Origin of the sequence: Paraburkholderia sp. DD10, assembly GCF_049177125.1 — a bacterium.
Classification (GTDB): Bacteria; Pseudomonadota; Gammaproteobacteria; order Burkholderiales; family Burkholderiaceae; genus Paraburkholderia; species Paraburkholderia terricola.
Genome location: NZ_CP185392.1, coordinates 3,141,860 through 3,163,940, shown reverse-complemented (window position 1 = coordinate 3,163,940; position 22,081 = coordinate 3,141,860). Strand labels below are relative to the sequence as shown.

General features: G+C 62.6%; 17 protein-coding genes, 1 pseudogene and 1 riboswitch. Of the genes and pseudogenes, 9 read left to right on the top strand and 9 right to left on the bottom strand.

Going from position 1 to position 22,081, the window contains the following annotated elements; all coding sequences use genetic code 11:
- Nucleotides 1-6 precede the first annotated feature (6 nt).
- The 4 genes from ACOCG7_RS14370 to ACOCG7_RS14355 form a co-directional block, all read right to left on the bottom strand.
- A complete protein-coding gene (locus ACOCG7_RS14370; protein WP_421376051.1) occupies nt 7-2,769 on the bottom strand; it encodes a type VI secretion system Vgr family protein in 2,763 nt (920 codons plus the stop codon).
- A gap of 912 nt (nt 2,770-3,681) precedes the next feature.
- A complete protein-coding gene (locus ACOCG7_RS14365) occupies nt 3,682-4,011 on the bottom strand; it encodes a DUF4148 domain-containing protein (RefSeq protein ID WP_073432025.1) in 330 nt (109 codons plus the stop codon).
- 179 nt (nt 4,012-4,190) lie between these two features.
- Nucleotides 4,191-5,258, bottom strand: a complete 1,068-nt coding sequence (locus ACOCG7_RS14360; RefSeq protein WP_083081672.1) for an aldose epimerase family protein — start codon at nt 5,256-5,258, stop codon at nt 4,191-4,193.
- 33 nt (nt 5,259-5,291) lie between these two features.
- Complete coding sequence (locus ACOCG7_RS14355; RefSeq protein ID WP_083082997.1) at nt 5,292-6,509, bottom strand: XylR family transcriptional regulator; 1,218 nt, start codon at nt 6,507-6,509, stop codon at nt 5,292-5,294.
- A gap of 272 nt (nt 6,510-6,781) precedes the next feature.
- Between ACOCG7_RS14355 and xylA the strand changes: the two genes are divergently transcribed.
- The 4 genes from xylA (at nt 6,782) to ACOCG7_RS14335 (ending at nt 12,140) form a co-directional block, all read left to right on the top strand.
- A complete protein-coding gene (gene xylA / locus ACOCG7_RS14350) occupies nt 6,782-8,104 on the top strand; it encodes a xylose isomerase (RefSeq protein ID WP_421376048.1) in 1,323 nt (440 codons plus the stop codon).
- Nucleotides 8,105-8,276: 172 nt separating this feature from the next.
- The gene (xylF, locus tag ACOCG7_RS14345; protein ID WP_073432028.1) at nt 8,277-9,305 is read left to right on the top strand and encodes a D-xylose ABC transporter substrate-binding protein; all 1,029 of its coding nucleotides are present in this window, start codon (nt 8,277-8,279) and stop codon (nt 9,303-9,305) included.
- Between the two features lie 79 nt (nt 9,306-9,384).
- The gene (gene xylG, locus ACOCG7_RS14340; protein ID WP_073432029.1) at nt 9,385-10,944 is read left to right on the top strand and encodes a D-xylose ABC transporter ATP-binding protein; all 1,560 of its coding nucleotides are present in this window, start codon (nt 9,385-9,387) and stop codon (nt 10,942-10,944) included.
- Nucleotides 10,941-12,140 carry a sugar ABC transporter permease gene (locus tag ACOCG7_RS14335; RefSeq protein WP_073432030.1) on the top strand — a complete coding sequence of 400 codons (1,200 nt, stop codon included), beginning with the start codon at nt 10,941-10,943 and terminating at the stop codon, nt 12,138-12,140. The genes xylG and ACOCG7_RS14335 overlap by 4 nt, the downstream gene beginning before the upstream one ends.
- Before the next feature lie 245 nt (nt 12,141-12,385).
- Here ACOCG7_RS14335 and ACOCG7_RS14330 read toward each other — a convergent pair.
- Nucleotides 12,386-12,661, bottom strand: a pseudogene (locus ACOCG7_RS14330) (helix-turn-helix domain-containing protein); the annotation flags it as partial.
- Entirely contained in the window at nt 12,658-12,993 is a 336-nt protein-coding gene (locus ACOCG7_RS14325; RefSeq protein ID WP_073432031.1) for a type II toxin-antitoxin system RelE/ParE family toxin, read from the bottom strand. The pseudogene ACOCG7_RS14330 and the gene ACOCG7_RS14325, both read right to left, overlap by 4 nt.
- A gap of 353 nt (nt 12,994-13,346) precedes the next feature.
- Between ACOCG7_RS14325 and ACOCG7_RS14320 the strand changes: the two genes are divergently transcribed.
- Nucleotides 13,347-15,617, top strand: a complete 2,271-nt coding sequence (locus ACOCG7_RS14320; protein WP_421376045.1) for a molybdopterin cofactor-binding domain-containing protein — start codon at nt 13,347-13,349, stop codon at nt 15,615-15,617.
- A 37-nt stretch (nt 15,618-15,654) separates the two neighbouring features.
- Complete coding sequence (locus ACOCG7_RS14315; RefSeq protein ID WP_421376043.1) at nt 15,655-16,113, top strand: (2Fe-2S)-binding protein; 459 nt, start codon at nt 15,655-15,657, stop codon at nt 16,111-16,113.
- 287 nt (nt 16,114-16,400) lie between these two features.
- Here ACOCG7_RS14315 and ACOCG7_RS14310 read toward each other — a convergent pair whose 3' ends face one another.
- Both ACOCG7_RS14310 and ACOCG7_RS14305 read right to left on the bottom strand, forming a co-directional pair.
- Nucleotides 16,401-18,059: an ATP-binding protein gene (locus ACOCG7_RS14310; RefSeq protein ID WP_073432034.1), complete on the bottom strand. Its 1,659-nt coding sequence runs from the start codon at nt 18,057-18,059 to the stop codon at nt 16,401-16,403.
- 4 nt (nt 18,060-18,063) lie between these two features.
- Entirely contained in the window at nt 18,064-19,581 is a 1,518-nt protein-coding gene (locus tag ACOCG7_RS14305) for an ATPase domain-containing protein (protein ID WP_073432048.1), read from the bottom strand.
- A gap of 155 nt (nt 19,582-19,736) precedes the next feature.
- Here ACOCG7_RS14305 and ACOCG7_RS14300 point away from each other — a divergent pair, with 155 nt between their 5' ends.
- Nucleotides 19,737-20,177: a hypothetical protein gene (locus ACOCG7_RS14300; protein WP_421376041.1), complete on the top strand. Its 441-nt coding sequence runs from the start codon at nt 19,737-19,739 to the stop codon at nt 20,175-20,177.
- Between the two features lie 61 nt (nt 20,178-20,238).
- Here the strand turns inward: ACOCG7_RS14300 and ACOCG7_RS14295 are convergent, their stop codons facing one another.
- Nucleotides 20,239-20,850 (bottom strand): histidine phosphatase family protein, encoded by a 612-nt coding sequence (locus ACOCG7_RS14295; RefSeq protein ID WP_244745504.1) that lies wholly within the window; start codon nt 20,848-20,850, stop codon nt 20,239-20,241.
- 51 nt (nt 20,851-20,901) lie between these two features.
- Nucleotides 20,902-21,044: riboswitch (cobalamin riboswitch) on the top strand.
- 40 nt (nt 21,045-21,084) lie between these two features.
- Here ACOCG7_RS14295 and ACOCG7_RS14290 point away from each other — a divergent pair.
- Complete coding sequence (locus tag ACOCG7_RS14290) at nt 21,085-21,306, top strand: CbtB domain-containing protein (RefSeq protein ID WP_073432049.1); 222 nt, start codon at nt 21,085-21,087, stop codon at nt 21,304-21,306.
- Between the two features lie 11 nt (nt 21,307-21,317).
- Complete coding sequence (locus tag ACOCG7_RS14285) at nt 21,318-22,070, top strand: CbtA family protein (RefSeq protein ID WP_083081662.1); 753 nt, start codon at nt 21,318-21,320, stop codon at nt 22,068-22,070.
- The last annotated feature ends 11 nt before the right edge of the window (nt 22,071-22,081 follow it).

The following is a 22,081-nucleotide window of genomic DNA, read 5'->3' as shown; positions in this document are numbered from 1 at the left end:
TGGTGCTCAAGCTTCGTCGGCGTCGTCGAGATAATCGGCGCGGATGTCGGGTTGCCCGCCGCCTGCAAACTTCCACGGCTTGACTTCCATCTTGTCTTGTTTGAACGCCCGCAGATTCACATCCTGCGCGCTGGGCGTAAAAACCCGTACCGTTTCGCCGAAGTCGTTCGTGTGGCCGAGCAAGGTACGCCCGGAGGGTAATTTCAGTTCGTAGGCGTGCTGGATCATCGGCGTCCCGTCAGCTTCGTTTTGCAAAACGTACTGCGCCTGATAGGACGGCTGGAATTGCGGTAGCGGATAGGGTTGACTGGCCGGTCCATTGAAACTATGTTGGCTGCCCTTGAAATCTACCTTTCCGGGCGCGTGAATTTCGATGTTGCCGCCCGTCATGCGGATATACGCACCGCCCGATGTCAGAAGAATTTCCTGCTTCGCGGCCGCCTCGATCTTCTCTGTTGCCGACAGCAGCTTCATCGTCTTCTGCGCCGTCAGTTCGATGTTGTCCGAGTGCGCCTGAACTTCGACCTTACCCTTGCCCGCGAACAGCTTCATCCCCGCGTTCTGCACGAACAGGCTGAGTTTTCCGGCCACGCTCGCAATCAGCGATTTGCCGGTCGCGATGTGCGTGCCCTGACCGCTTACGAAGTTGATGTGCTCGTCCGCCGATACATGGGCCGATTTCTGCGTGGACAACGCGATGCCGGACGGGCTGGCGAACAGCATGACAGGCTCCCTGAACGCATTGGCACTGCCCGCGCCACCGCCCGCGGTCCTGCCACCCGACGACGAACCCGCAACATTGTTCCGGGTAGCATCGGTGAACGACTTCAGTGCAATGTGTCCGTCCCCGAGGCTTTCAGCCTGATGCGTGGTGCTCGCCCCGGACAGCGCCTCCAGCACGCTTTCCGCATTCACCAGTTGCGAGTTCGCCTCGCGCACGTCGAGTTGCTGGCCCGCTGCCGGTTTCGCATGCGTGGAGACGTACAGGCCCTGGCCGGCGCGCACCGCGCCGTAGGCGTCGGACTTCAGGTCGAAACCGCTGCCCAGATACGCGCCGCGTGTGTTGCCGGTCTGCGCGATCAGATAACCCAGATGCAGATGCGCATTCGTGCTGCTGCTATAGAGGTGAACGCGGTTCTGGCCGGTCGCATCGTCCATCACCATCTGGTTGTAGCCGCGGCCCTGATATTCCTTCGACCTGTAGCCCGACAGCAGACCGTTCGAATGCCAGGGCGGTTGCGTCGCGCCGTTATACACGCGGCCCGTGACGAGCGGCCTGTCGCAGTCGCCATCCACCCATTCGATCAGCACTTCCTCGCCGATCCTCGGCACATGCACGCCGCCATAGCCGCCGCCCGTATCCGACATCGCGACCCGCAGCCAGCATGACGCCTTCTCGTCGCCGTCGTTGAGCCGGTCCCAGTGGAAGCGCACCTTGATGCGGTTGAGCGCGTCGGTGTAGACCTCCTCGTTCGCCGGGCCGACGACGATTGCCGACTGCAGATGCATCTCCGGCTTGTGATGTTCGAACGGGCTGCGGTAGGGCACGGCCTTGCGTTGCGCCTCGATCTCAACGAGGAAGAAGCCTTCGCTGCCATCGGCGTGGGCGACCGTCAGTGCGTTCGACGACGTGGCGTGATTCGCCCGGACCATCGCCAGCTCGCCTTTCAGGCTATGCGGGAAATCGGCGGCCTGACTGGCAACCGGCAGGTTGTTCTCAATGAACCACGATGTTCCGATCAGGGCGAACTGCCGGTTCTGGTCACTGTCGGTAGCGTGCCCGGGGTGATCGTCCAGTTCGAACCAGCGGCCGGCATCGGCCTGCCTCACGCCGCCTGAACCGAAGAAGCGCTTCGCCCGCGACTCCCATTCCTCCATGCGGATCTTCGACAGGTGATCGCCCCGGTCCTGGCTGCCGTAGGTGTAGGCGCCGGTGTATTCGTAGACTTCGGTTTGCTGCGGCAGGTCGCCCTGTGTGGCAAGCGTCGGCACGGTCGTGCCCTTCGGACTGGCGGACGAACCCGGTGCCTTGTAGTCGAAGGTGCGCGTCGTGAGCGTGGTGCTCTGAAGCGTTCTTGTGCCCGACCACTGAACCAGTGCATCGGTTTCGCTGTTCGTACCCGCTCGATAGAAACGGACCGTCTTGGGTGAAAGCGGCCGGAACGCGTCGAGGTTGTCCGTGACGATGAGCGTATGTGACTGGCCGTCGCCAGCCTGCTCGAAGCAGCCGAACAGCCCTTCGCTTTCCATCAGGCGATGCACGAAGTTCCAGTCGTCCTCGTATTGCATGCAGAACGAACGCGGGGGCAGGGGTCGGCTCAGCGCAAAGCGGAATGCACCCTGGGCCTGTGGGTGCAGGTTGAAGACATCGGTGAGGATTTCGTCGGCGGGTTTGTCCTGCCAGATCCGCGCGTCCTTGCGAAAGCGCAGGAAGTGCATCCATGAGGCAAAGCCGAGCTGATAGCTCGTGAGTCCGTTATCCGAGCCGAGGCGTCGCGCGGTATGCACATAGCCGTGATGAGGCAGATAGGATTTGTCGGTCTGCTGGATCCACAGCGTGACGGGCTGCGCAATCAGCGTCTTGAGTTCAATGGCACCGGAAGTGGAAACGATATCCACCGTGAATTCGTAATGGCGGCCAATCCGTGAATGGCCAATAACCCGCTGCGGCAGAAGAACATTACCGCCCAGCAAACTATCCAGTTTCAGCAGACGGTCGCTTTGAGCGAGTCCGCCATTTATTGCCCCGATTATGTCCTGCGCTCCCATTGCCGCCTCTTCTTGTTAGCCGACTGATTGACCGCGCTCCGCGCGATTTTACGGAACTTCAGACGAATCGACCAGAACTTGAATGTCAGTCAATGTGAGACGGCATTAATTTCCGAATTTCAATTATGCGCTTTGGATATCGGTAAAACCTATCGTGGTCTTGGCAACTGACGGCGAGCAAAAGTCGGCCCGATTCGGTTTTGTGCTCGCGTTCACGTAGCGCGTCGTGAAGCCGCGACGTGTTGAGAGTCGAGCCTGGCTCTGGAGCGACGATGACAAAAAGCGCGTAGCCGGAACTGCAAAGTAGAACCTGATTACGCTGGATGCAGCGCCCGCCGACAACGCGGATGGCGTTTGCTCGCCTTTTGCGGCAAATACTCGCATGTGCAGTGCGTCGGTTCTTCGTGACCATCGCCCATTAGGCGTTTGGGCCGCGACGCTTGCCGAGTTCAAGGACAAAAGCTCACGCGCACTGAAAATACGCGTAGTCAAAAAACGGATCGCATGTACCGGTTCCTACGTATGCCCGTCAGAACCGCATTGAATAATTTTTCGGCGGTGCGCTCTCTAAGCAGCAGCTATTCGATAAAGAAGATGAAAAAGGGAATTCGCATAATGCGACGACTGTGCCTGTTTCGATAATCAGATCGGCGTCTCCAAAGCCTTCGCCTTTCTTTCCTATCAAAGAGACCAGAGCAAGAACAAAAACAAGCGCACGTCATCCAATTATCGTGCGGCACTAAACCACTCGATAGCGGCGCAATACAATACGCCGCGCCAACAACAAAGAGAGGCGCATCAGCGCCTCTGCTCAATCAAAGCATTCCCGCTCATCCAGCCGAACCCTCAACCCAGCGCACGCCCGAACAAACCCATAACCCACAACCCCCAAAAAACACCACCAAAAGCGCCTCACTCCCCACCCAAAGGCTGCGGATACGGATTCAAAACCGCCGTATTCCCGCCAGTCTGCGACGTCTGCGACGACCCCCCACCCGAAGAACCATACCCGGTCACATCCGCTTGAGCCGTAGCATTCTGCGCAGCGATCCTTGCTTCCGCAGCCTGAATATCCGCCGGATAATTCGCATCGACAGCGGCAGCCGGGTTATATCCAGCCTGTTCAATCTGCCGCAATTCCGCCTTCACCTGCGCGCGCGTAAGCGGCTGCGCCTGTGCGAACGAAGCCACCGGCGCAGCGAAAACCACGGCGAGCGTTACAACCTTGATCAGCGATTTCATGATGCTTCCCTCCGAAAACTGTCTGTAAGGTGCCGCAGCAAGCGTGCGGCAACCAATGAACAGATTCTAGGAAGCGAAAAACCTAGGGGTAAGCCCTGATCCCGTAATTCAGTCTTGCAGAAAACGATAAGTCGGAATCGTAAGAAACGCACGCCGAAACCCTGAACAAACGAAACGGCTCAAACGCCGCTGCGCACGCCGACCCGATACCGAGTCACTTGCCGATACGTATCGCCGGCCTGCACGATCACCGCATCCTGCTCATCAGCCATATTCACCTGATTCGGAAAGCCGCCCGCTTCGAGGCAAAGCCCCGCATGCGGTTGATACGCAATGCCGCCGCGTCCCTTGTTGCCATTCAGCGCGTTGCCGCTATAAAACTGCAAGCCGCGCTGATCGGTGAACACAGTCAGTTCACGTCCACTGCCAGGGTCATACGCACAAGCAACCTCGCGTATCCCCGGCGCGCTCGCCTCCCCCAACACATAGCAATGATCGAATCCGCCCGCCCGCGCAAGCTGCGCATGCGGCCAATCCAACCGTGCGCCAATCGGCGCGCTTTGCCGGAAGTCGAACGCATTGCCCGCCACTTCGGCGAGTCTGGTGGGAATCAGCGCCGCGTCGACTTCAAAGAACCGGTCCGCATCGATCGACAACACATGTCCGCGAATATCCGCGCCCGGCCGCCCCGTCAGATTGAAATACGGATGACTCGTCAGATTCAGCGGCGTCGCCGCATCGGTGATCGCTTCATAGTCGATGGTCAGCGTGCCGTCGTCGTCGAGCGAGTAACGCACTTGCGTCGTCACGTTGCCGGGAAAACCGGCGTCGCCTTCGGGCGACTCGAGGCGCATGATCAGCGCGCCATTGTCCTCGCTCACGTCCCACAGCGCGCGATGAAAACCCTGCGTGCCGCCGTGCAATAGATTCGCGCCTTCATTGCGGTCGAGCGTGTACTCGATGCCGTCGAGCGTGAAGCGCGCATCGGCAATGCGGTTCGCCCATCGGCCGATCAATCCGCCCATGTAGGTGGTGGCCGCCACGTATTCAGCGGGCGTGTCATGGCCGAGCAGAATATCGCCGAGACGTCCCGCGCGATCCGGCGCATGCCACGAGACCAGCGTCGCGCCCAGGTCGCTGATGGCGATTTTCATGCCGTGTGCGTTGCGCAGCGTAAAGAGCCGCACCGGATCGCCGCCGGGCAGCGTGCCCCACGGCTCAGAGGAGAGTTGTTCAATGCTGATCATGTCGTCGGTGGAAAAGAAAGTAAAAAGGCATGCTCAGCCAGGCGCGACCGTTGCATTGGCGCGTTCCTGATATTCACGCGGCGTGCAACCGAGTTCACGACGAAACACCGCGTACATGTATTGCAGCGACGTGAAGCCGCAACGAATCGCTACCTCCGCGCTCGACGCATCGCGCTTCGCCAGCAGCGCTTTCGCGACATCGAGTTTATGACGCAAGATTTCCTGATGCACGGTGCACTGCCGCTCGCGCCGAAAGTACTCTTCTAGCGACGAACGCGACACGCCCACATAATCGGCAACCTGTTCGGTGCGAATGCCCTGGCACGCGTACTGGCGAATGAAATGCCGCGCGCGCATCACATGTGGGCTCGCGAGCGGCTGATGCTTCGTCGATTCGAGTACGTTGATGCCGACCGGCGGCACGAGAATGCGCCGCCCCGGAAAACGCGCGCCGCGCAGCATTTGGTGCAATAAGTGAGCGGCGGTGCGTCCCATTTCCTCGGTGCCTTGAATCACCGAGGAAAGCGGAATGCGCGTCAACGTGCGCGTCAACGGATCGTTGTCGATGCCGATGATCGCCACTTCTTCCGGCACTGGAATACCCGCGATCAAACACGCTTGCAGCAAATGCCGCGCGCGCGCGTCAGTCACGGCGATGATGCCGACCGGCTTCGGCAGTTGGCGCAGCCATGCGGTGAGCTGCTCGGTCGCCTGGTTCCATGACGGCGCGCTGGTCGACAGGCCGCGATAAATCTCGCTGCGGATTTGCTCGTCGCCGTGGCCGTCCGCGTGACGCAAATGCTCGAATGCCAATTCGCGCTGCTGCGCCCAGCGGTTTTCCTGCGCTTGCGGCAGGCTATACAGCGCGAAGTGTTCGAGTCCCGCGCCGATCAGATGCGTATACGCGAGCGAGACGAGCTTGCTGTTATCGGTGGCGATATAGGGTAAGTCCGGGGGATAGTGCGCCGGGTCTTCAAACGATGACCCCACCGCGACGACCGGCAACGGACAATCGCGCAGCGCTTCGCCCACGGCGGGGTCGTCGAAATCCGCGATGATGCCGTCGCCGTCGAAACGCTCGATGCCGGTCAGCCGGCAGCGAAAGTCTTCTTCGAGAAAGAGATCCCATGCCACGCGCGTGGACAGCAGGTAATTGCCGATGCCGGTAATGATCTCGCGGTCGTAGACCTTGTTCGCGTTGAACAGCAGCGCGATCCGATGGGTCGTCTGTGGTGTTTGCGGACGGGTCATGGCAATGGGCGGCGTGCAAATCGGCGGGACTCGCAACGCCATCGTCTCCTGTTGGGCGCGCCTTGCAGGCCGCGCTGTTTTAAGCGTCCGGTTATTCTAGGCCGCGAATCTCGCGACGGTGCGAAACAAACGCGTGGGCGGTAAGAAACATCAAGCACGCTGCGCAATTTCGCAATTGCCGATGCATCAGGCAAGCGGCAGCATGGCGTCACCTTGTCGACCGGAGCGGCAACGTCGCGCGGTTGCAGTGCAGCATAAAACAGGAGACGCTGATGTCCTACTTCGAACACATTCCCGAGATCCGCTACGAAGGTCCGCAATCGGATAACCCGCTTGCGTACCGCCATTACGACAAGAGTAAACGCGTGCTCGGCAAGACACTCGAAGAACATCTGCGCATTGCCGTGTGCTACTGGCATACGTTCGTGTGGCCCGGCGTCGACATCTTCGGGCAAGGGACGTTTCAGCGCCCCTGGCAGCAAGCCGGCAATGCAATGGAACGCGCGCAACAAAAGGCCGATGCCGCCTTCGAGTTCTTCTCCAGGCTCGGTACGCCGTACTACACCTTTCACGATACGGACGTGGCGCCGGAAGGCGAGAGCCTGAAGGAATACAGCGAGAACTTCACGCGCATTGCGGACTATCTGGCGCGCAAGCAACAGGATACCGGCATCAAATTGCTGTGGGGCACGGCCAATCTGTTTTCGCATCCGCGTTATGCGGCCGGCGCGGCGACCAGCCCAAATCCTGAGATTTTCGCGTTTGCCGCGACGCAGGTCCGTCATGCGCTCGACGCAACCCAACGGTTGGGTGGCGAGAATTATGTGTTGTGGGGCGGCCGCGAAGGTTACGATACGCTGCTCAATACGGACCTAGTGCGTGAACGCGATCAACTCGCGCGTTTTCTCCACATGGTGGTCGACCATAAACACAAGGTGGGTTTCAAAGGCGCACTGCTGATCGAACCGAAGCCGCAAGAGCCGACCAAGCATCAATACGATTACGACGTCGCGAGCGTGCACGGCTTCCTGCTGCAATACGGGCTGGAGAAAGAGATTCGCGTGAACATCGAGGCGAATCACGCAACGCTCGCGGGGCACTCGTTTCACCACGAGATCGCAACGGCTTACGCGCTCGGCATTTTCGGCAGCGTCGATGCGAATCGCGGTGATCCGCAAAACGGTTGGGATACGGATCAGTTTCCGAATAGCGTGGAGGAACTGACGCTGGCCTTCTACGAGATTCTCAAGCATGGCGGCTTTACCACGGGCGGAATGAATTTCGACTCGAAGGTGCGGCGGCAAAGTGTGGATGCGGAAGATCTTTTCCACGGCCACGTCGGCGCAATCGATAACCTCGCGCTCGCCGTCGAGCGTGCAGCCACGCTGATCGAAAACGACCGTCTCGAACAATTCAAGCGTCAGCGTTACGCGGGCTGGAACTCCGAGCTAGGCCGCAAGATCCTGTCGGGCGACTATTCGCTGTCGACGCTGGCCTCGGATGCGCTACAGCACGATCTGAATCCGCAACACGCAAGTGGCCGTCAGGAGCATCTGGAAAACGTCGTGAATCAGGCGATTTACAGCGGGCGCTAATCAGGCGCACGCAAAGAGGCAAAGCCCGCGAAAACAGCTGGCGTGAATAAAAATCGCGCGGCCACGTCGACCGCGCGAAATAGAAGCTTTGGGTTGTCGCTTGTCCGGTCTTGCGGCTCGCAGCGCAGGCCGTCCAATCCGGTATTCCGGCTATCAGAAGAAGGAGAGAGACATGAAATTCGCAATGCGTCGTACCCTACTGAGTTCGCTCGTATGTGGAGCGGTACTCGCCAGCCTGTCGCTTGTCGCGCCACTCGCGCACGCAAGCAAGGATCATCCCGAGATTGGTTTCTGTATCGACGATCTGCGCGTTGAGCGCTGGTCGCGCGATCGCGACTATTTCGTCGCGGCAGCGGAAAAGCTCGGCGCAAAAGTCTCGGTGCAATCCGCCGATGCGAGCGAAGCGCGACAAATCTCGCAGATCGAAAACCTGATTTCGCGCGGCGTGGATGTGATCGTCATCGTGCCGTTCAATTCGAAAACGCTCGGCAATGTGGTCGCCGAGGCGAAGAAAGCGGGCATCAAGGTCGTCTCGTATGACCGGCTGATTCTCGATGCCGATGTGGACGGCTATATCTCGTTCGACAACGAGAAGGTCGGCGAACTGCAAGCACAAGGCGTCTACAACGCGCAGCCGAAGGGCAACTACTTCCTGCTAGGCGGCGCGCCCACCGACAACAACGCGAAGATGCTGCGCGAAGGCCAGCTCAAGGTACTGAAGCCCGCAATCGACAAGGGCGATATCAAGGTCGTCGGTCAGCAGTGGGTGCCGGAGTGGAGCGCGTCGACGGCGCTGCGCATCGTCGAGGATGCGTTGACGGCGAACAACAACAAGATCGACGCAATCGTCGCTTCGAACGACGGCACGGCGGGCGGCGCGATTCAGGCGCTGGCCGCGCAACACATGGCGGGCAAGGTGCCGGTTTCGGGCCAGGACGCGGACCTCGCCGCGGTGAAACGCGTGATCGCCGGCACGCAAACCATGACCGTCTACAAGCCGCTGAAACTGATCGCGGGCGAAGCGGCGAAACTTTCCGTTGCGCTCGCGAAGGGCCAGAAGCCTGCCTATAACGCGCAGTATGACAACGGCAAGAAGAAGGTCGATACGGTTCTTCTGCAACCCACGTTGCTTACCAGGAGCAATGTCGATGTGGTCGTCAAGGACGGCTTCTACACCCAGGCCCAGCTCGCGAGCCAATGAGCGTAACGAGTGCGCGGTTTGCGCCGATGGGCAGGATGCGCATCGGCGCAGCCGCGCGCCTTGCAGCGAGGCATAGCGAATGACGCAACCATTGCTGACGATGCGCGGCATCGTCAAGGCGTTTTCCGGCGTGAAGGCGCTCGACGGCATCGACCTGACGGTCTCTCCGGGCGAGTGCGTCGGCTTGTGCGGCGAGAACGGCGCGGGCAAATCGACGCTGATGAAAGTGCTGTCCGGTGTCTATCCGCACGGCACGTGGGACGGCGAAATCATCTGGGAAGGCGAGCCGCTGAAGGCCGCGAACGTGCGCGACACCGAACGCGCCGGCATCATCATCATTCACCAGGAGTTGATGCTGGTGCCCGAGCTATCCGTTGCCGAGAACATCTTTCTCGGCAACGAAATCACGCTGCCCGGCGGCCGGATGAATTACGCCGCGATGTACCAGCGCGCCGATGAATTGCTGCGCGAACTCGGCATTAGCGGAATCAATGCCGCGCAGCCGGTAATGAACTATGGCGGCGGCCATCAGCAGTTGATCGAAATCGCGAAGGCGCTGAACAAGCGCGCGAAGCTGTTGATTCTGGACGAACCGTCGTCGTCGCTGACCTCATCGGAAATACGCATTCTGCTGGACATCGTGCGCGATCTGAAACGACGCGGCGTTGCCTGCGTGTACATCTCGCACAAGCTCGACGAAGTGGCGGCGGTGTGCGACACGATCAGCGTGATTCGCGATGGCCGACACGTCGCGACCGAACCGATGCACGCGCTCACCACGGATCGCATCATCTCCCTGATGGTGGGCCGTGAAATCAAGAACCTCTTTCCGCGCGAGCCGCATCCGATCGGCGACGTGATTTTCGAAGCGCGCCACGTGACCTGTTTCGACGTCACCAATCCGCGCCGCAAGCGGGTGAACGACGTGTCGTTTTCGCTGCGGCGGGGCGAGATTCTCGGTGTTGCGGGTTTGGTGGGCGCGGGGCGCACGGAGTTGATGCAGGCGATTTTCGGCGCGTATCCCGGCGTGAGCGAAGCGACGGTGGTGATGAACGGCAAGCCGTTGAAGATTCGCGCGCCCGTCGAGGCGATTCGCGCGGGCATCGGCATGGTGCCGGAAGATCGCAAGCGTCATGGCATCGTGCCGGGCTTGAGCGTGGGTCACAACATCACCCTCGCGGTGTTGCAACGCTTCGCATCGGGCGGCCGGATCGACTCCGCCGCGGAACTCGACACGATTCACACGGAGATGAAGCGGCTTTCGGTGCGCGCCGCGCATCCGATGCTCTCCATTGCGAGCTTGTCGGGCGGCAATCAGCAGAAGGCCGTGCTGACGCGCATGTTGCTCACCGACCCGAAGGTGCTGATTCTCGACGAGCCGACGCGCGGTGTCGACGTCGGCGCGAAGTTCGAAATCTACAAACTGATTTTTCAACTGGCGCAGCGCGGCATGTCGATCGTGATGGTGTCCTCCGAATTGCCCGAAGTACTCGGCATTAGCGACCGCGTATTGGTGATCGGCGAGGGCGAATTGCGAGGCGACTTCGTCAACGACGGTCTGACGCAAGAGGACATTCTCAGCGCCGCGATCCGTCCCGTGCAGCGATCCCCGAACCCAACCGCAGCGAGTGCCGCATGACGCCCGACGTTACTTCCCAACGCGCCGACGATTCAGCGCCGCGAGGCGCTTTCGGCGGTCCCCAGCGTATTCAGCAATTGTTCTCGCGCTACAAGATTCTCGCGTTGCTGATCGCCGTGGCCGCGATCTGGATTTTCTTTTCGTTGCTCACGCACGGCGCATTTGTCACGCCGCGCAATCTGTCGAATCTGCTGCGGCAGATGTCGATTACCGGCATGCTCGCGTGCGGCATGGTGTTCGTGATCATCGCCGGCGAAATCGATCTGTCGGTCGGCTCGCTGCTCGGCTTGCTCGGCGGCGTGGCGGCGATACTCGACGTGAACCGGCATTGGCCGATCGGCGTCACCTTGCCGGTGGTGATGTTGCTCGGCGTGCTTGTCGGCATGTTCAATGGATGGTGGTCGACCTACCTGCGCGTGCCTTCGTTCATTGTCGGGCTGGGCGGCATGCTCGCGTATCGCGGCATTCTGCTGGGCGTCACGGGCGGTTCGACGATCGCGCCGGTCTCCGATAGTTTTGTTTTTGTCGGCCAGGGGTATTTACCCAGGCTCGCGGGCGACACGCTCGCCGTGGTGCTGTTTCTGCTGTTGGCGTTTCTGACGGTGCGGCAGCGGCGCAACCGCGAGCGCTATCAACTGACCGTCGTGCCGGTTTGGCAGGATGTCGTGAAGGTGGTCGGCGCGGGCGTGATTCTGGCCGGCTTCGTCGCCACGCTCGACCGTTACGGCGGCATTCCGGTGCCGGTTCTGCTGCTGCTTGCGCTGCTCGGCATCTTCACGTGGATCGCCACGCAGACGGTATTCGGGCGGCGCATCTATGCCGTGGGCTCCAATCTCGAAGCGACGCGTCTCTCAGGTGTGAACACAAATCGCGTGAAGCTCGCGATCTTCGCGCTGATGGGGCTGATGTGCGCATTCGGCGGCATCGTGAATACGGCGCGCCTCGCCGCGGGTTCGCCGTCGGCGGGCTCGATGGGCGAACTCGATGCAATCGCCGCGTGCTTTATCGGCGGGACGTCGATGCGCGGCGGCTCCGGCACGGTCTACGGCGCATTGATCGGGGCACTGGTGATGGCGAGCCTCGATAACGGCATGTCGATGCTCGACGTCGACGCCTATTGGCAGATGATCGTGAAGGGCAGCATTCTCGTGCTGGCCGTGTGGATCGATGTGGTGTCGGGGTCGAACCGGCGCTGAGGTGTTGGGGGGTGCGTCAGGCGAGCGCCGACGCACCGTGCGGTGCATCGGCTGAAGTGCTTGCGGTGCCGCGCGGAAATGGCGGCTCAGCGAGCATGCGCGAGAACCGCGGTACCGCCCTTGCTGCGTCGCACTGATGCCTTTGCGGTCGGCTTCTTCGTTGCCGCAGGTTTTTTTGCAGGTGCTGCGGGCTGCTTGGGCGTGGTCGACTTGAGGTTCGCATTTGCAGCACGCCGTTTCACTGGCGCATCCGACACGCGCATCTCCACACGCATGTTTGCCGCTACCGCCATATTGACCAATGCATCGAGCGCGAACAGATTGATCTTGCCGCGCATAAGATCGGACACGCGTGGTTGCGTGACGCCGAAATGCCTGGCGGCCTCTGCCTGGCTCATGCCGGTGCGGGTGATATGGTCTTTGAGCGCCATCATCAACACCGACCGAAGTTTCATGTTCTCCGCCTGTTCCGGCGTATCTTCGATGGCATCCCAGACGCTCAGAAATTTTTGATTGCTCATGGCTTGACCTCTTTCAATTCGCGATAGCGCTTGGTGGCAAGATCCAGATCGGCTTTGCTGGTTTTCGGGGTCTTCTTCTGGAAGCAATGAAGCACGTAAACCGCATCGGCTAACTTGGCCAGGTAAATGATCCGGAATGCCCCATTTGCGTCCCGAATCCGTATTTCCCGTACCCCTTGGCCTATCGTGTTCATTGGCTTCCAGTCGTCCGGGTCGCGGCCACGCTGGACTTGATCGAGTTGATAACCGGCGTCACGCCGCGCCGAGAGTGGAAACTCGCGCAAGTCGTCTAATGAACTACCGCAGAACGTTAGTGGCTTTGCATCGATCATACGTGAAATTATATAAAGGTTTGTATGTTGCGGCAATCGATCGAAACGACGTCGTACGAGGTTTCATGTAAACGATCCACCTGCCATTCCGCAAAATCGGCCTCACTTCACTGCCCTGACTGCTCACCCCCGCTGCACTGCAGCGTGCCGCCGCCCCGCGAATAACATTTAATGAACTGACAGACGGGCTTGAGCGCAGCGCCCACGCACCCACCATCGCGCTCGCTGCAGAACGCGCCTTTCAGTCCACCACCCACTTTCCCGTCTTATTGCTGTCCAGAAGAACAAACCCCGAGGCGCCCGCCAGCGCCTTTCGCCGCTTCCCAGCCACCGCCAGGCCGATCGACCATGTCATGTTAAAGCGCAGAACCTTCCTGCTCGGCGGCGCCGGCGCTGTCGGCGCGTTGCTGGTCGGCTGGTCGGTGCTGCCGCCGGGCCAGCGTCTGACCACCGCCGCGCCGCTGCGCATACAAGGCTCGCAGGTGGCGCTCAACGGCTGGGTCAAGATCGCCGCCGACAACAGCGTGACGATCATGATGTGCAAGGCGGAAATGGGGCAGGGCATCCACACCGGCCTCGCGATGCTGCTGGCCGAGGAACTGGATGCCGACTGGTCGCAGGTGCGGGTCGAGGACTCGCCGATCGACAAGATCTACAACAGCCTGCAAACCGTCGTCGACGACTTGCCGTTCCGTCCCGACGACGACAGCGCCGTGAAGCGCGCCACGGTCTGGATCACCCGCAAACTGGTGCGCGAGGCCGGCACGATGATGACGGGCGGTTCATCGAGCATCAACGATCTATGGCTGCCGATGCGCGAAGCGGGCGCGTCGGCGCGCGCGATGCTGATCGGCGCGGCCGCCGCGCAATGGAAAGTGCCGCCCGGCGAATGCCGTACGGAAAGCGGTCAGGTGCTGCACCCGTCGGGGCGTAAGGCGAGTTTTGGCGAATTGTCCGCGCTGGCCGCGCAGCAGCCGCTGCCGCGCAAGGTCGCGCTGAAGGACCCGGGCGAATTCAAACTCATCGGCAAACCGGTGCGCCGCGTCGAAGCCGCGTCGAAAATCAACGGCACGGCGCGCTTCGGTATCGACGCATTGCCGGACGGCCTGTTGTACGCCAGCGTCACGATGTGTCCCACGCTCGGCGGCAGGGTGGCGAATTTCGACGCCACGTCCGCCGCGAACATGCCGGGCTTCATCAAGGCGTTCGCGGTCGCGCCGTACAACGGCGGCAGCGGCGCGGTCGCGGTGATCGCCGACAACCCGTTCCGCGCAATGAACGCGGTCAAAGCGATCAAGGTGGATTGGCATGAGGGCGCGGCGTCCAAGGTGTCGAGCGCGAGCGTGAACAGCCGGCTCGCGCAAGCATTGGACGACAGCGACGGCCACGCCTACTACCATCGCGGCGACGTGGATGCCGCGTTGCACGGCGCGGCGCGAACCCTCACCGCCGAGTATCGCGCGCCGTGTCTCGCGCATGGCGCGGTCGAACCGGTCAATTGCACGGTGCAGGTCTCGGATGGCGCTGCCACCGCCTGGGTCTCCACGCAAGTGCCCGCGCTCGCGCGCCAGCACGTCGCCAAGGTGCTGGACCTCGACGCCGACAAGGTCGACATGCACACGCTGCTGCTCGGCGGCGCGTTCGGCCGGCGGCTGGAGCTCGACTTCGTCGCGCAGGCCGCGGCGATCGCGCGCGAGGGCGGCGGCCGTCCGGTGCAAACGCTCTGGTCGCGGGCGCAGGACTTCACGCACGATTTCTATCGTCCGGCGTGCGTGTCGCGGCTCAAAGCCGGTCTCGACAAGGACGGCAAACTCGTCGCCTGGCAGAGCACGTCGGCGAGTCAGGCGATCGTGCCGGAATCGCTCGCGCGCTACTACGGCGTGCCGCGCATTCCCATCGACAAAACCACCAGCGAAGGCGCGTTCGACCAGCCCTACGAATGGCCGGCCGCGCGCGTGGCGCACAAGATCGTCGAGCTGCCGGTGCCGGTCGGGTTCTGGCGCTCGGTCGGCCATTCGCATCAGGCTTTCTTCACCGAAAGTTTCACCGACGAGATCGCCGCCGCCACGGGCCAGGATCCGATTGCGTTTCGCGCCGCGCTGCTCGCGCGGCATCCGCGGCATCTTGCGGTGTTAAAGCGCGTCGCGGCGTTGTCGGAGTGGGGGCATCCGTTGACGCATGCCGCTGACGGCGCGCCTCGCGCGCGCGGCGTCGCGTTGCATGAGGCGTTCGGCAGCGTGGTCGCGCAGGTGGCGGAGGTGTCGCTCGGGCCGAACCAGCAGATTCGCGTGCATCGGGTGGTCTGCGTGATCGATTGCGGCTTGCCGGTCAATCCGAACCTGATCCGTCAGCAGATGGAGAGCGGCATCGTGTTCGGCCTGTCGAGCGCGTTGCAGAACGAGATCACCATCGAGGAAGGCAAGGTGAAGCAGGAGAACTTCGTGGATTTCCCGGTCGTGCGGATGAACGATTGCCCGGTGATCGAAACCGACATCATGCCGAGCCAACTACATCCGCAAGGCGTCGGCGAACCGGGCGTGCCGCCCATCGCGCCGGCGGTGGCCAACGCGGTGTTCGCTCTGACCGGCAAGCGCTTGCGCGCGTTGCCGCTCAAGCTCGCGTGAGATTCGCGTGAAGCCCATCGGACTCAGGGGGAAAAGCATGACATCGCTGAACATCAACGGCCGCGCGGTGGCGGTGCACGCGGAGCCGGACATGCCGTTGCTGTGGGTGCTGCGTTGCGAACTCGGGTTGACGGGCACGAAGTTCGGTTGCGGCGTGGGTATTTGCGGCGCGTGCACGGTTCACCTGGACGGCAAGGCGTCGCTCTCGTGTCAGACGCTCATGGCAGGTTTGCAGACGCAGAAGATCACGACGATTGAAGGCGTGCAGGGCAAGGAAGCGCAAGCGCTAAAGGCGGCGTGGATCGATCTCGACGTGGTGCAGTGCGGCTATTGTCAGAGCGCGCAATTGATGGCGGCCTGCGCGTTGCTCAAGCAGAAACCCAGTCCCACCGATGCGGACATCGACGCGGCCATGTCCAACATCGTGTGCCGTTGCGGCACATATCCGCGGGTGCGGGCGGCGATTCACCAGGCGGCGAAGCGCCGGCTCGCTTGAGGCCACGCGGGCTCAGTTCGTCAGCATTTCCACCACGGCGACCACCACCGTGAAAATGCCGATGCATCCGCCCAATGTAGCCGCGCCCTGCATGAAGTTGGACATACGTGACCCCGTAACGTGTAGTTGAGGCACGTATTTAACCGTAAGTGAAAGGCAAAAGAAAGCTTGTCAAAAATAAATCGTAAGCTTCCAGGAGCGCGCTGGTCGCTGCGGTCGGAACGGCTTTGGCGAGCGCCGAGCGCCGAGGGCTTGGCCGCGGAGCGCAGCGTGATCGCGTGGATCGCTCAGGCCGCGAGCCCGAGCCGCACGGTCCGCGCCAGGTCGTCGAGTTGGAAGGGCTTGCGCAGGATCGTGCAGCGCTTCACGGCCAGGCCGGAGATATCCACGTCCGCATAGCCGGTTGCGAGGATCACCGGCAGATCCTCGTGCATCTTGCGCGCCGCGGCGATCACGTCGATGCCGTTCATGCCCGGCATCGCGAAGTCGACCATCAGCAAGTCGGGCTTGTCGTCCTGCAAGCGGTTCAGGCCGGCGGGTCCGTCCGCGGCTTCGGTCACGGTATAGCCGAGCATTCGCAGCGACTCGACCAGCATCGCGCGGACCTCGCCGTCGTCCTCGACCACCAGCACGCGTTTTTCGCCGACAGCGTTCGCTTCCGCATCGGCTACCGCTTCGGCCCGCGAGTCCACGCGTTCGCGCAGCGGCAGCCACACTTCCACGGTCGTGCCGACGCCTTCCTCGCTGAAGAGACGCGCGGTGCCGCCGGCCTGTCTCGCGATGCCGTAGACCTGGCTCAAGCCGAGTCCGGTGCCCTTGCCGATCGGCTTGGTGGTGAAGAACGGATCGAACACGCGCGAGACGACGTCGGCGGGAATGCCCAAACCGGTATCGACCACTTCGACCACCACATAACGGCCTTCCCCGAGTGTCGGATCGGGCGCCGCGCGTTCCTTCACGCGAATGCTGAGCTGGCCGCCGCCCGGCATCGCATCGCGCGCGTTGATCGCGAGATTGAGGATCGCCAGTTCGAGCTGATTCGCGTCGGCCTGGGTCCACATCTCGTCGCCGTGGAACTCGGTGGCGTAGTGGATGCCGGAACCGAGCGAGACGGTAATGATGTCGCGCATGCCTTGCAGCAAGGCCACCACGTCCACCGCTTTCAGATCGAGGTTGCTGTTGCGCGAGAAGGCCAGCAACTGGCCCGTCAGCTTCGCGCCGCGTTCGGTCGCGCGCCTGACGGTGGCGGCCATCGCGCGAATGCGCTCGTCGTTGGCGACCCGCCCGATCAACTCCGCGTTGACCATGATGACGTTCAGCAGATTATTGAAGTCGTGCGCGATGCCGCCGGTGAGTTGCCCGAGCGCTTCCATCTTCTGCGATTGGACCAGCACCGCCTGCACCTTGGCACGCTCGTGTATCTCCGTCATCAGCCGGTTGTTGGCGGAGGCGAGCTCGTGGGTGCGCTCGGCGATGCGGCCTTCCAGCGAATCGTTCAGATGCACCAGCGCCTCTTGCGCTTCCATGCGTTCGGCCAGATGCCGGCGCGACTCGTATTGCCGTGCGCGCGCCCGCAGCGAGGACGCGACCGCGCGCCGCAGCGTTTCCGAATTCAGCGGACGTTCGAGCACCACCACGTTGCCGAGCCGCTCGAGCACTTCGAGTCCGCGAGCGGAGCGATGCCCGACGCGATTCGCGGCGAGCAGGATGAAGGGCAAGTCGGACCATGCCGGCTGCCGTGCGAGCCAACCGAACAGATGCGAGGCGTGGCCGTCCGCGAGTGCTTCCTCGGCAATCAACGCGCTGCCCGCGCCGGCGTCCAGCGCTTCGGTCAGCGCGTCGGCATCGCGGCAGACGACGCAGGCGCGCTCGTCTTTATGCAGGACTTCGGCGATCACCTCGGCGTCGCGGCCGAACGGCGCCAGGATGAGAACGCGCTGCTCCATGACCTCACTGCCCGGACGTGTCGATGAGGTGATCCCGCGCGCCGAGCAGGGCCGTGGTGCCACGGTATGCCGGCAGGCCGGAGAGCACGCCCTCGAAGTCGCGCAGCGCCTCGCCGACTTCCACGCCGCCGTGCGCGAGCCGGAACTGGCGGATCGAGCGCTGGTGTTCGTTGGCGCGGCTCTTGACGGCGGTGACGGCCGTCAACACTTCGCCGTGATGCTCGAAGTAGCGGAACAGCACGACCACGTCGCTAAGATAGCTGATGTCGATATCGCTCTGAATTTCGCCGATGATGCCGTGCTGGCCCAGCACCAGCATCGTGATGATGCCCTGCTGGTTCAGGTAGCCGAGCAGCTCATGCATTTGCAGCAGCAGGTAGCGCTCGCCGGGCATCGCCTGGAGATAGGCGTTCAGGCTGTCGATCGCGACATACCGGGCGCCCTTGTTTTCGACCGACTGGCGCACGTCGGTCGCGAATTCGCCGGGCGAGATTTCCGCCGGATCGATCTGGCGCAGCGTAAGCAGGCCGCTTTCGACGTGCGGCGCCAGATCCATGCCGAGCGCCGCGCAGCGGATCATCAGCGTGGTGAGCGTTTCGTCGAACACGTAGTAGACGCAGCGCTGGCCGCGTTCGAGCGCCCTCAGCAGGCACGACACGACGGTGGTGGTCTTGCCCACGCCGGACGGTCCGATCATCAGCGCATTGGTGCCGGGGATCAGGCCGCCGCCCAGCAGCGCGTCGAGGCCCGGCGTGCCCGTGCTGAGCGGGTTCGGGTCGAATTCCGCGTGATGTTCCGCGGCGACGAGGCGCGGATACACACGAATGCCGCCGGTGTCGAGCGTGAAGTCGTGATACCCCTCGCGGAACTTGATGCCGCGCATCTTGGCGATGCGCAGCCGCCGCCGGTTGCCGCCGTAGTCGTGCACGATGTTGTCGAGGCTGATCACGCCGTGCGCGATGCTGTGCAACTGCACGTCGCCGGTGTCGGAGGTGTTGTCGTCGAGCAGCAGCACCGTGCATTCGCGGGTCGCGAAAAAGCGCTTGAGCGCGAGAATCTGCCGCCGGTAGCGCAGCGGGTTCTGCGACAGCAGACGCAGTTCCGAGAGACTGTCGAGCACGATGCGCGTGGGCTTGACATCATTGACCTGTTGAATGACGTTGCGCACGGTCTCGCCGAGTTCGACTTCGGCCGGGTGCAGCACGGATTGCTCGTATTGCGGGTCGAGGCCCTCGTCGGAGAGCAATTCGAGAATCGAGAAGCGGCTGAGATCCCAGCCGTGGCTGTCCGCCACCGAGATCAGTTCGGAGCGGGTCTCGGAGAGCGTGATGTAGAGGCCGGCTTGCCCTTCGTCGACACCCTTGAGTAAAAACTGCAAGGCTAGGGTAGTTTTACCTGTGCCGGGCGCGCCCTCGATGAGATACATGCGGCGGGGCGTGAAGCCGCCGCCCAGGATGTTGTCGACCCCTTCGATCCCTGATGAAAGGCGGGCCGGCGTGTCGGTGACAGGTTTCGTTGACATGGCTTGGCGATTCACGTCGATTGAGTGGCGGCAGTTGGTGGGCCGGTACGGCGGGCGCGCAAGATGCGTGCCCAACCCTCGCGTGCCTCGGTCCGAGCGCCACGGGTACGGACAGTGCTGTCAGCCTGTCGACCGCTTTCAGGGATCGCGCCGACATGAACCCCGCCCGCTTCCTCGCCGCCACGTTTGCCGCCGCGTCGCTAGGCGCCGTGCTGCCCGGCAGCGCGAGTGCCGACGATGCGCCCAGTCCGTGCGCATCGCTCAAACGCATCGTGGCGGCTGCGCCAGGCGGCTTGGCCTCGTTGACGCCCGACGACGGCAAGGGCGTCGCGCAACCTTACGGCGACGATGCGCAATGCTCGGCGAGCGGGGGCAGCTACCAATGCACGTGGACGCCGCATCATGACGCCGGGTCGAGCGCGGACGCGCTGCAGGCCGTCGCGGCGGATATCGCGTCGTGTCTGCCCGAAGCGACCCACGATCAGAATTCGCCGGGACGTCAGCACTTTTATTCGGGCGCGCCGGGTAAGCGGACCGAAATCACGCTGGCGCCGGCGGGTTCAGCGAGGCTGCGCCTGGTGGTGTCGGGTCAATGAGCGGCAAGCGGGCCGATATGCGTGGATTTCAAATCCGACGGCGGGCGTCGCGCTGGTGTTGTCAGTGCGACGCGAGCCACCATGTCCAGCCGCGCGATGAACGCCGTAATTCGACCGCCGACAGCGGGGCGATTTCGATGCGTGGAAATACGGCGGGCGATGCTCCGAGTGCGTGAACGAGCGCCGCGCGAATCACCGGCGCGTGCGTAATGGCGACCACGTTGCGCGGGTTTTGACGCGGGGCGCTTGTTGTACCGGTCGTTCCTTCGCTGATCGCGCCGTCCAGCGCATCGAGCCATTCTCCCAGGCGCTTCACGAGTTGACTGAACGACTCGCCGCCGTGCGCCGCGAAGTCGGGATCGCGCAGCCAGGCAGCGAGGTGCTGCGGCGCTTCATTCGCGAGATCGGCGAGGCGGCGTCCCTGCCAATCGCCGTAGTCGATCTCCCCCAACGCTGTGTGGACCGTTGCGGCGAGGCCCAACGCCAGCGCCGTATCGCGCGCGCAAACTGCGGGGCTGACGAAGACCGCGGCGGCGTCGGCAATCGCCAGGCGCTGGCGTGCGGCCTGGGCTTCGGCGAGGCCGCGAGCGTCGAGCGGATCGTCGGCGGGAAAGCGGCCCGCGCGCATGGCGGGGGTCGATGCGTGGCTGACCAGTAACAGCCTTGTGTCCATTCGATGACTTCCATAGAGGTACGCCAAGGCAGAACGCCCGCATGGACGCGTTGCGCTACCGAGTGCCGGAGTTTAGCGCGTAGAATAGCGGCACTGCGAAGTGCGGAAGCCGGTGAGAGCCCGGCGCGGTCGCGCCACTGTAATCGGCATCACGAGCCGAAAGCCAGACCTGAGCTTCGCAGCCTTCCTTTGCAATCGACTATCGGGGCGCGCTACCCCCAGGAGATGTCCATCATGACCGAAGCTGTTTTCGATCCCGCCAACCCGCCCGCTGCTCAACCCACGCCGATTCCGCTGCGCGAGTTGTTGCCTTGGGTCGTGTTCGGCGGCTTGCTGCTGTTGCTCGCGCTTTACTTCGTTGGGGCGGAACAGGGCGCCACGTCGCTGGTGCCCGGCATGTACGTGCATGAGTTCGTGCACGACGGTCGCCATCTGCTCGGCTTTCCCTGCCACTAACGGAGTTCGACATGGTTGGTAAGTTGTTATTGCGCGGGATGCTCGCAGGCATCGCCGCGGGACTGCTCACGTTCGGCTTCGCCCGGCTCGCGGGCGAGCCGCAGGTCGATCAGGCGATATCCTTCGAGGAAAAGGCCGCGGCGGCGGCCGAGGGCGGCGAGGCGCATGAACACGAAGACCTCGTTAGCCGCGATACGCAGGCGGGCCTGGGGCTGTTGACCGGCGTGGTCACGTATGGCGCGGCGTTCGGCGGATTGTTCGCGCTCGTATTCGCCTACGCCTATGGACGGGTGGGCGCATTGAGCGCGCGTGCGTTGTCGGCATGGCTTGCGCTCGGCGCGTTCATCGCGCTGGTGATCGTCCCGAACATCAAGTACCCCGCGAATCCGCCGGCGGTGGGCGACCCCGACACGATCGGAACGCGCACCGGCTTGTTCTTCCTGATGATCGCGATCTCGCTGACCGCGATGGTGTTTTCGCTGAAGGTGCGGCGTCGCGCGGTGATGAAACTGGGCGCGTGGAATGGCTCGATCGTGGGCGGCGTGGTGTTCGTCGCGATCATCGCTGCCGTGCAATTGTCGATGCCGACGATCAACGAAGTGCCGGCGGCTTTCCCGGCCGTGCTGCTGTGGAAGTTCCGCGTCGCGGCGATCGGCATGCAGGTGATCATGTGGACGACGATCGGACTGCTGTTCGGCGCGCTGGTGGAGCACAGCGGATTGACGCGGGTAGGCGCGGGGCGGGCGGCGGTGAAGTCCGTTTGATCGTTTTCTGT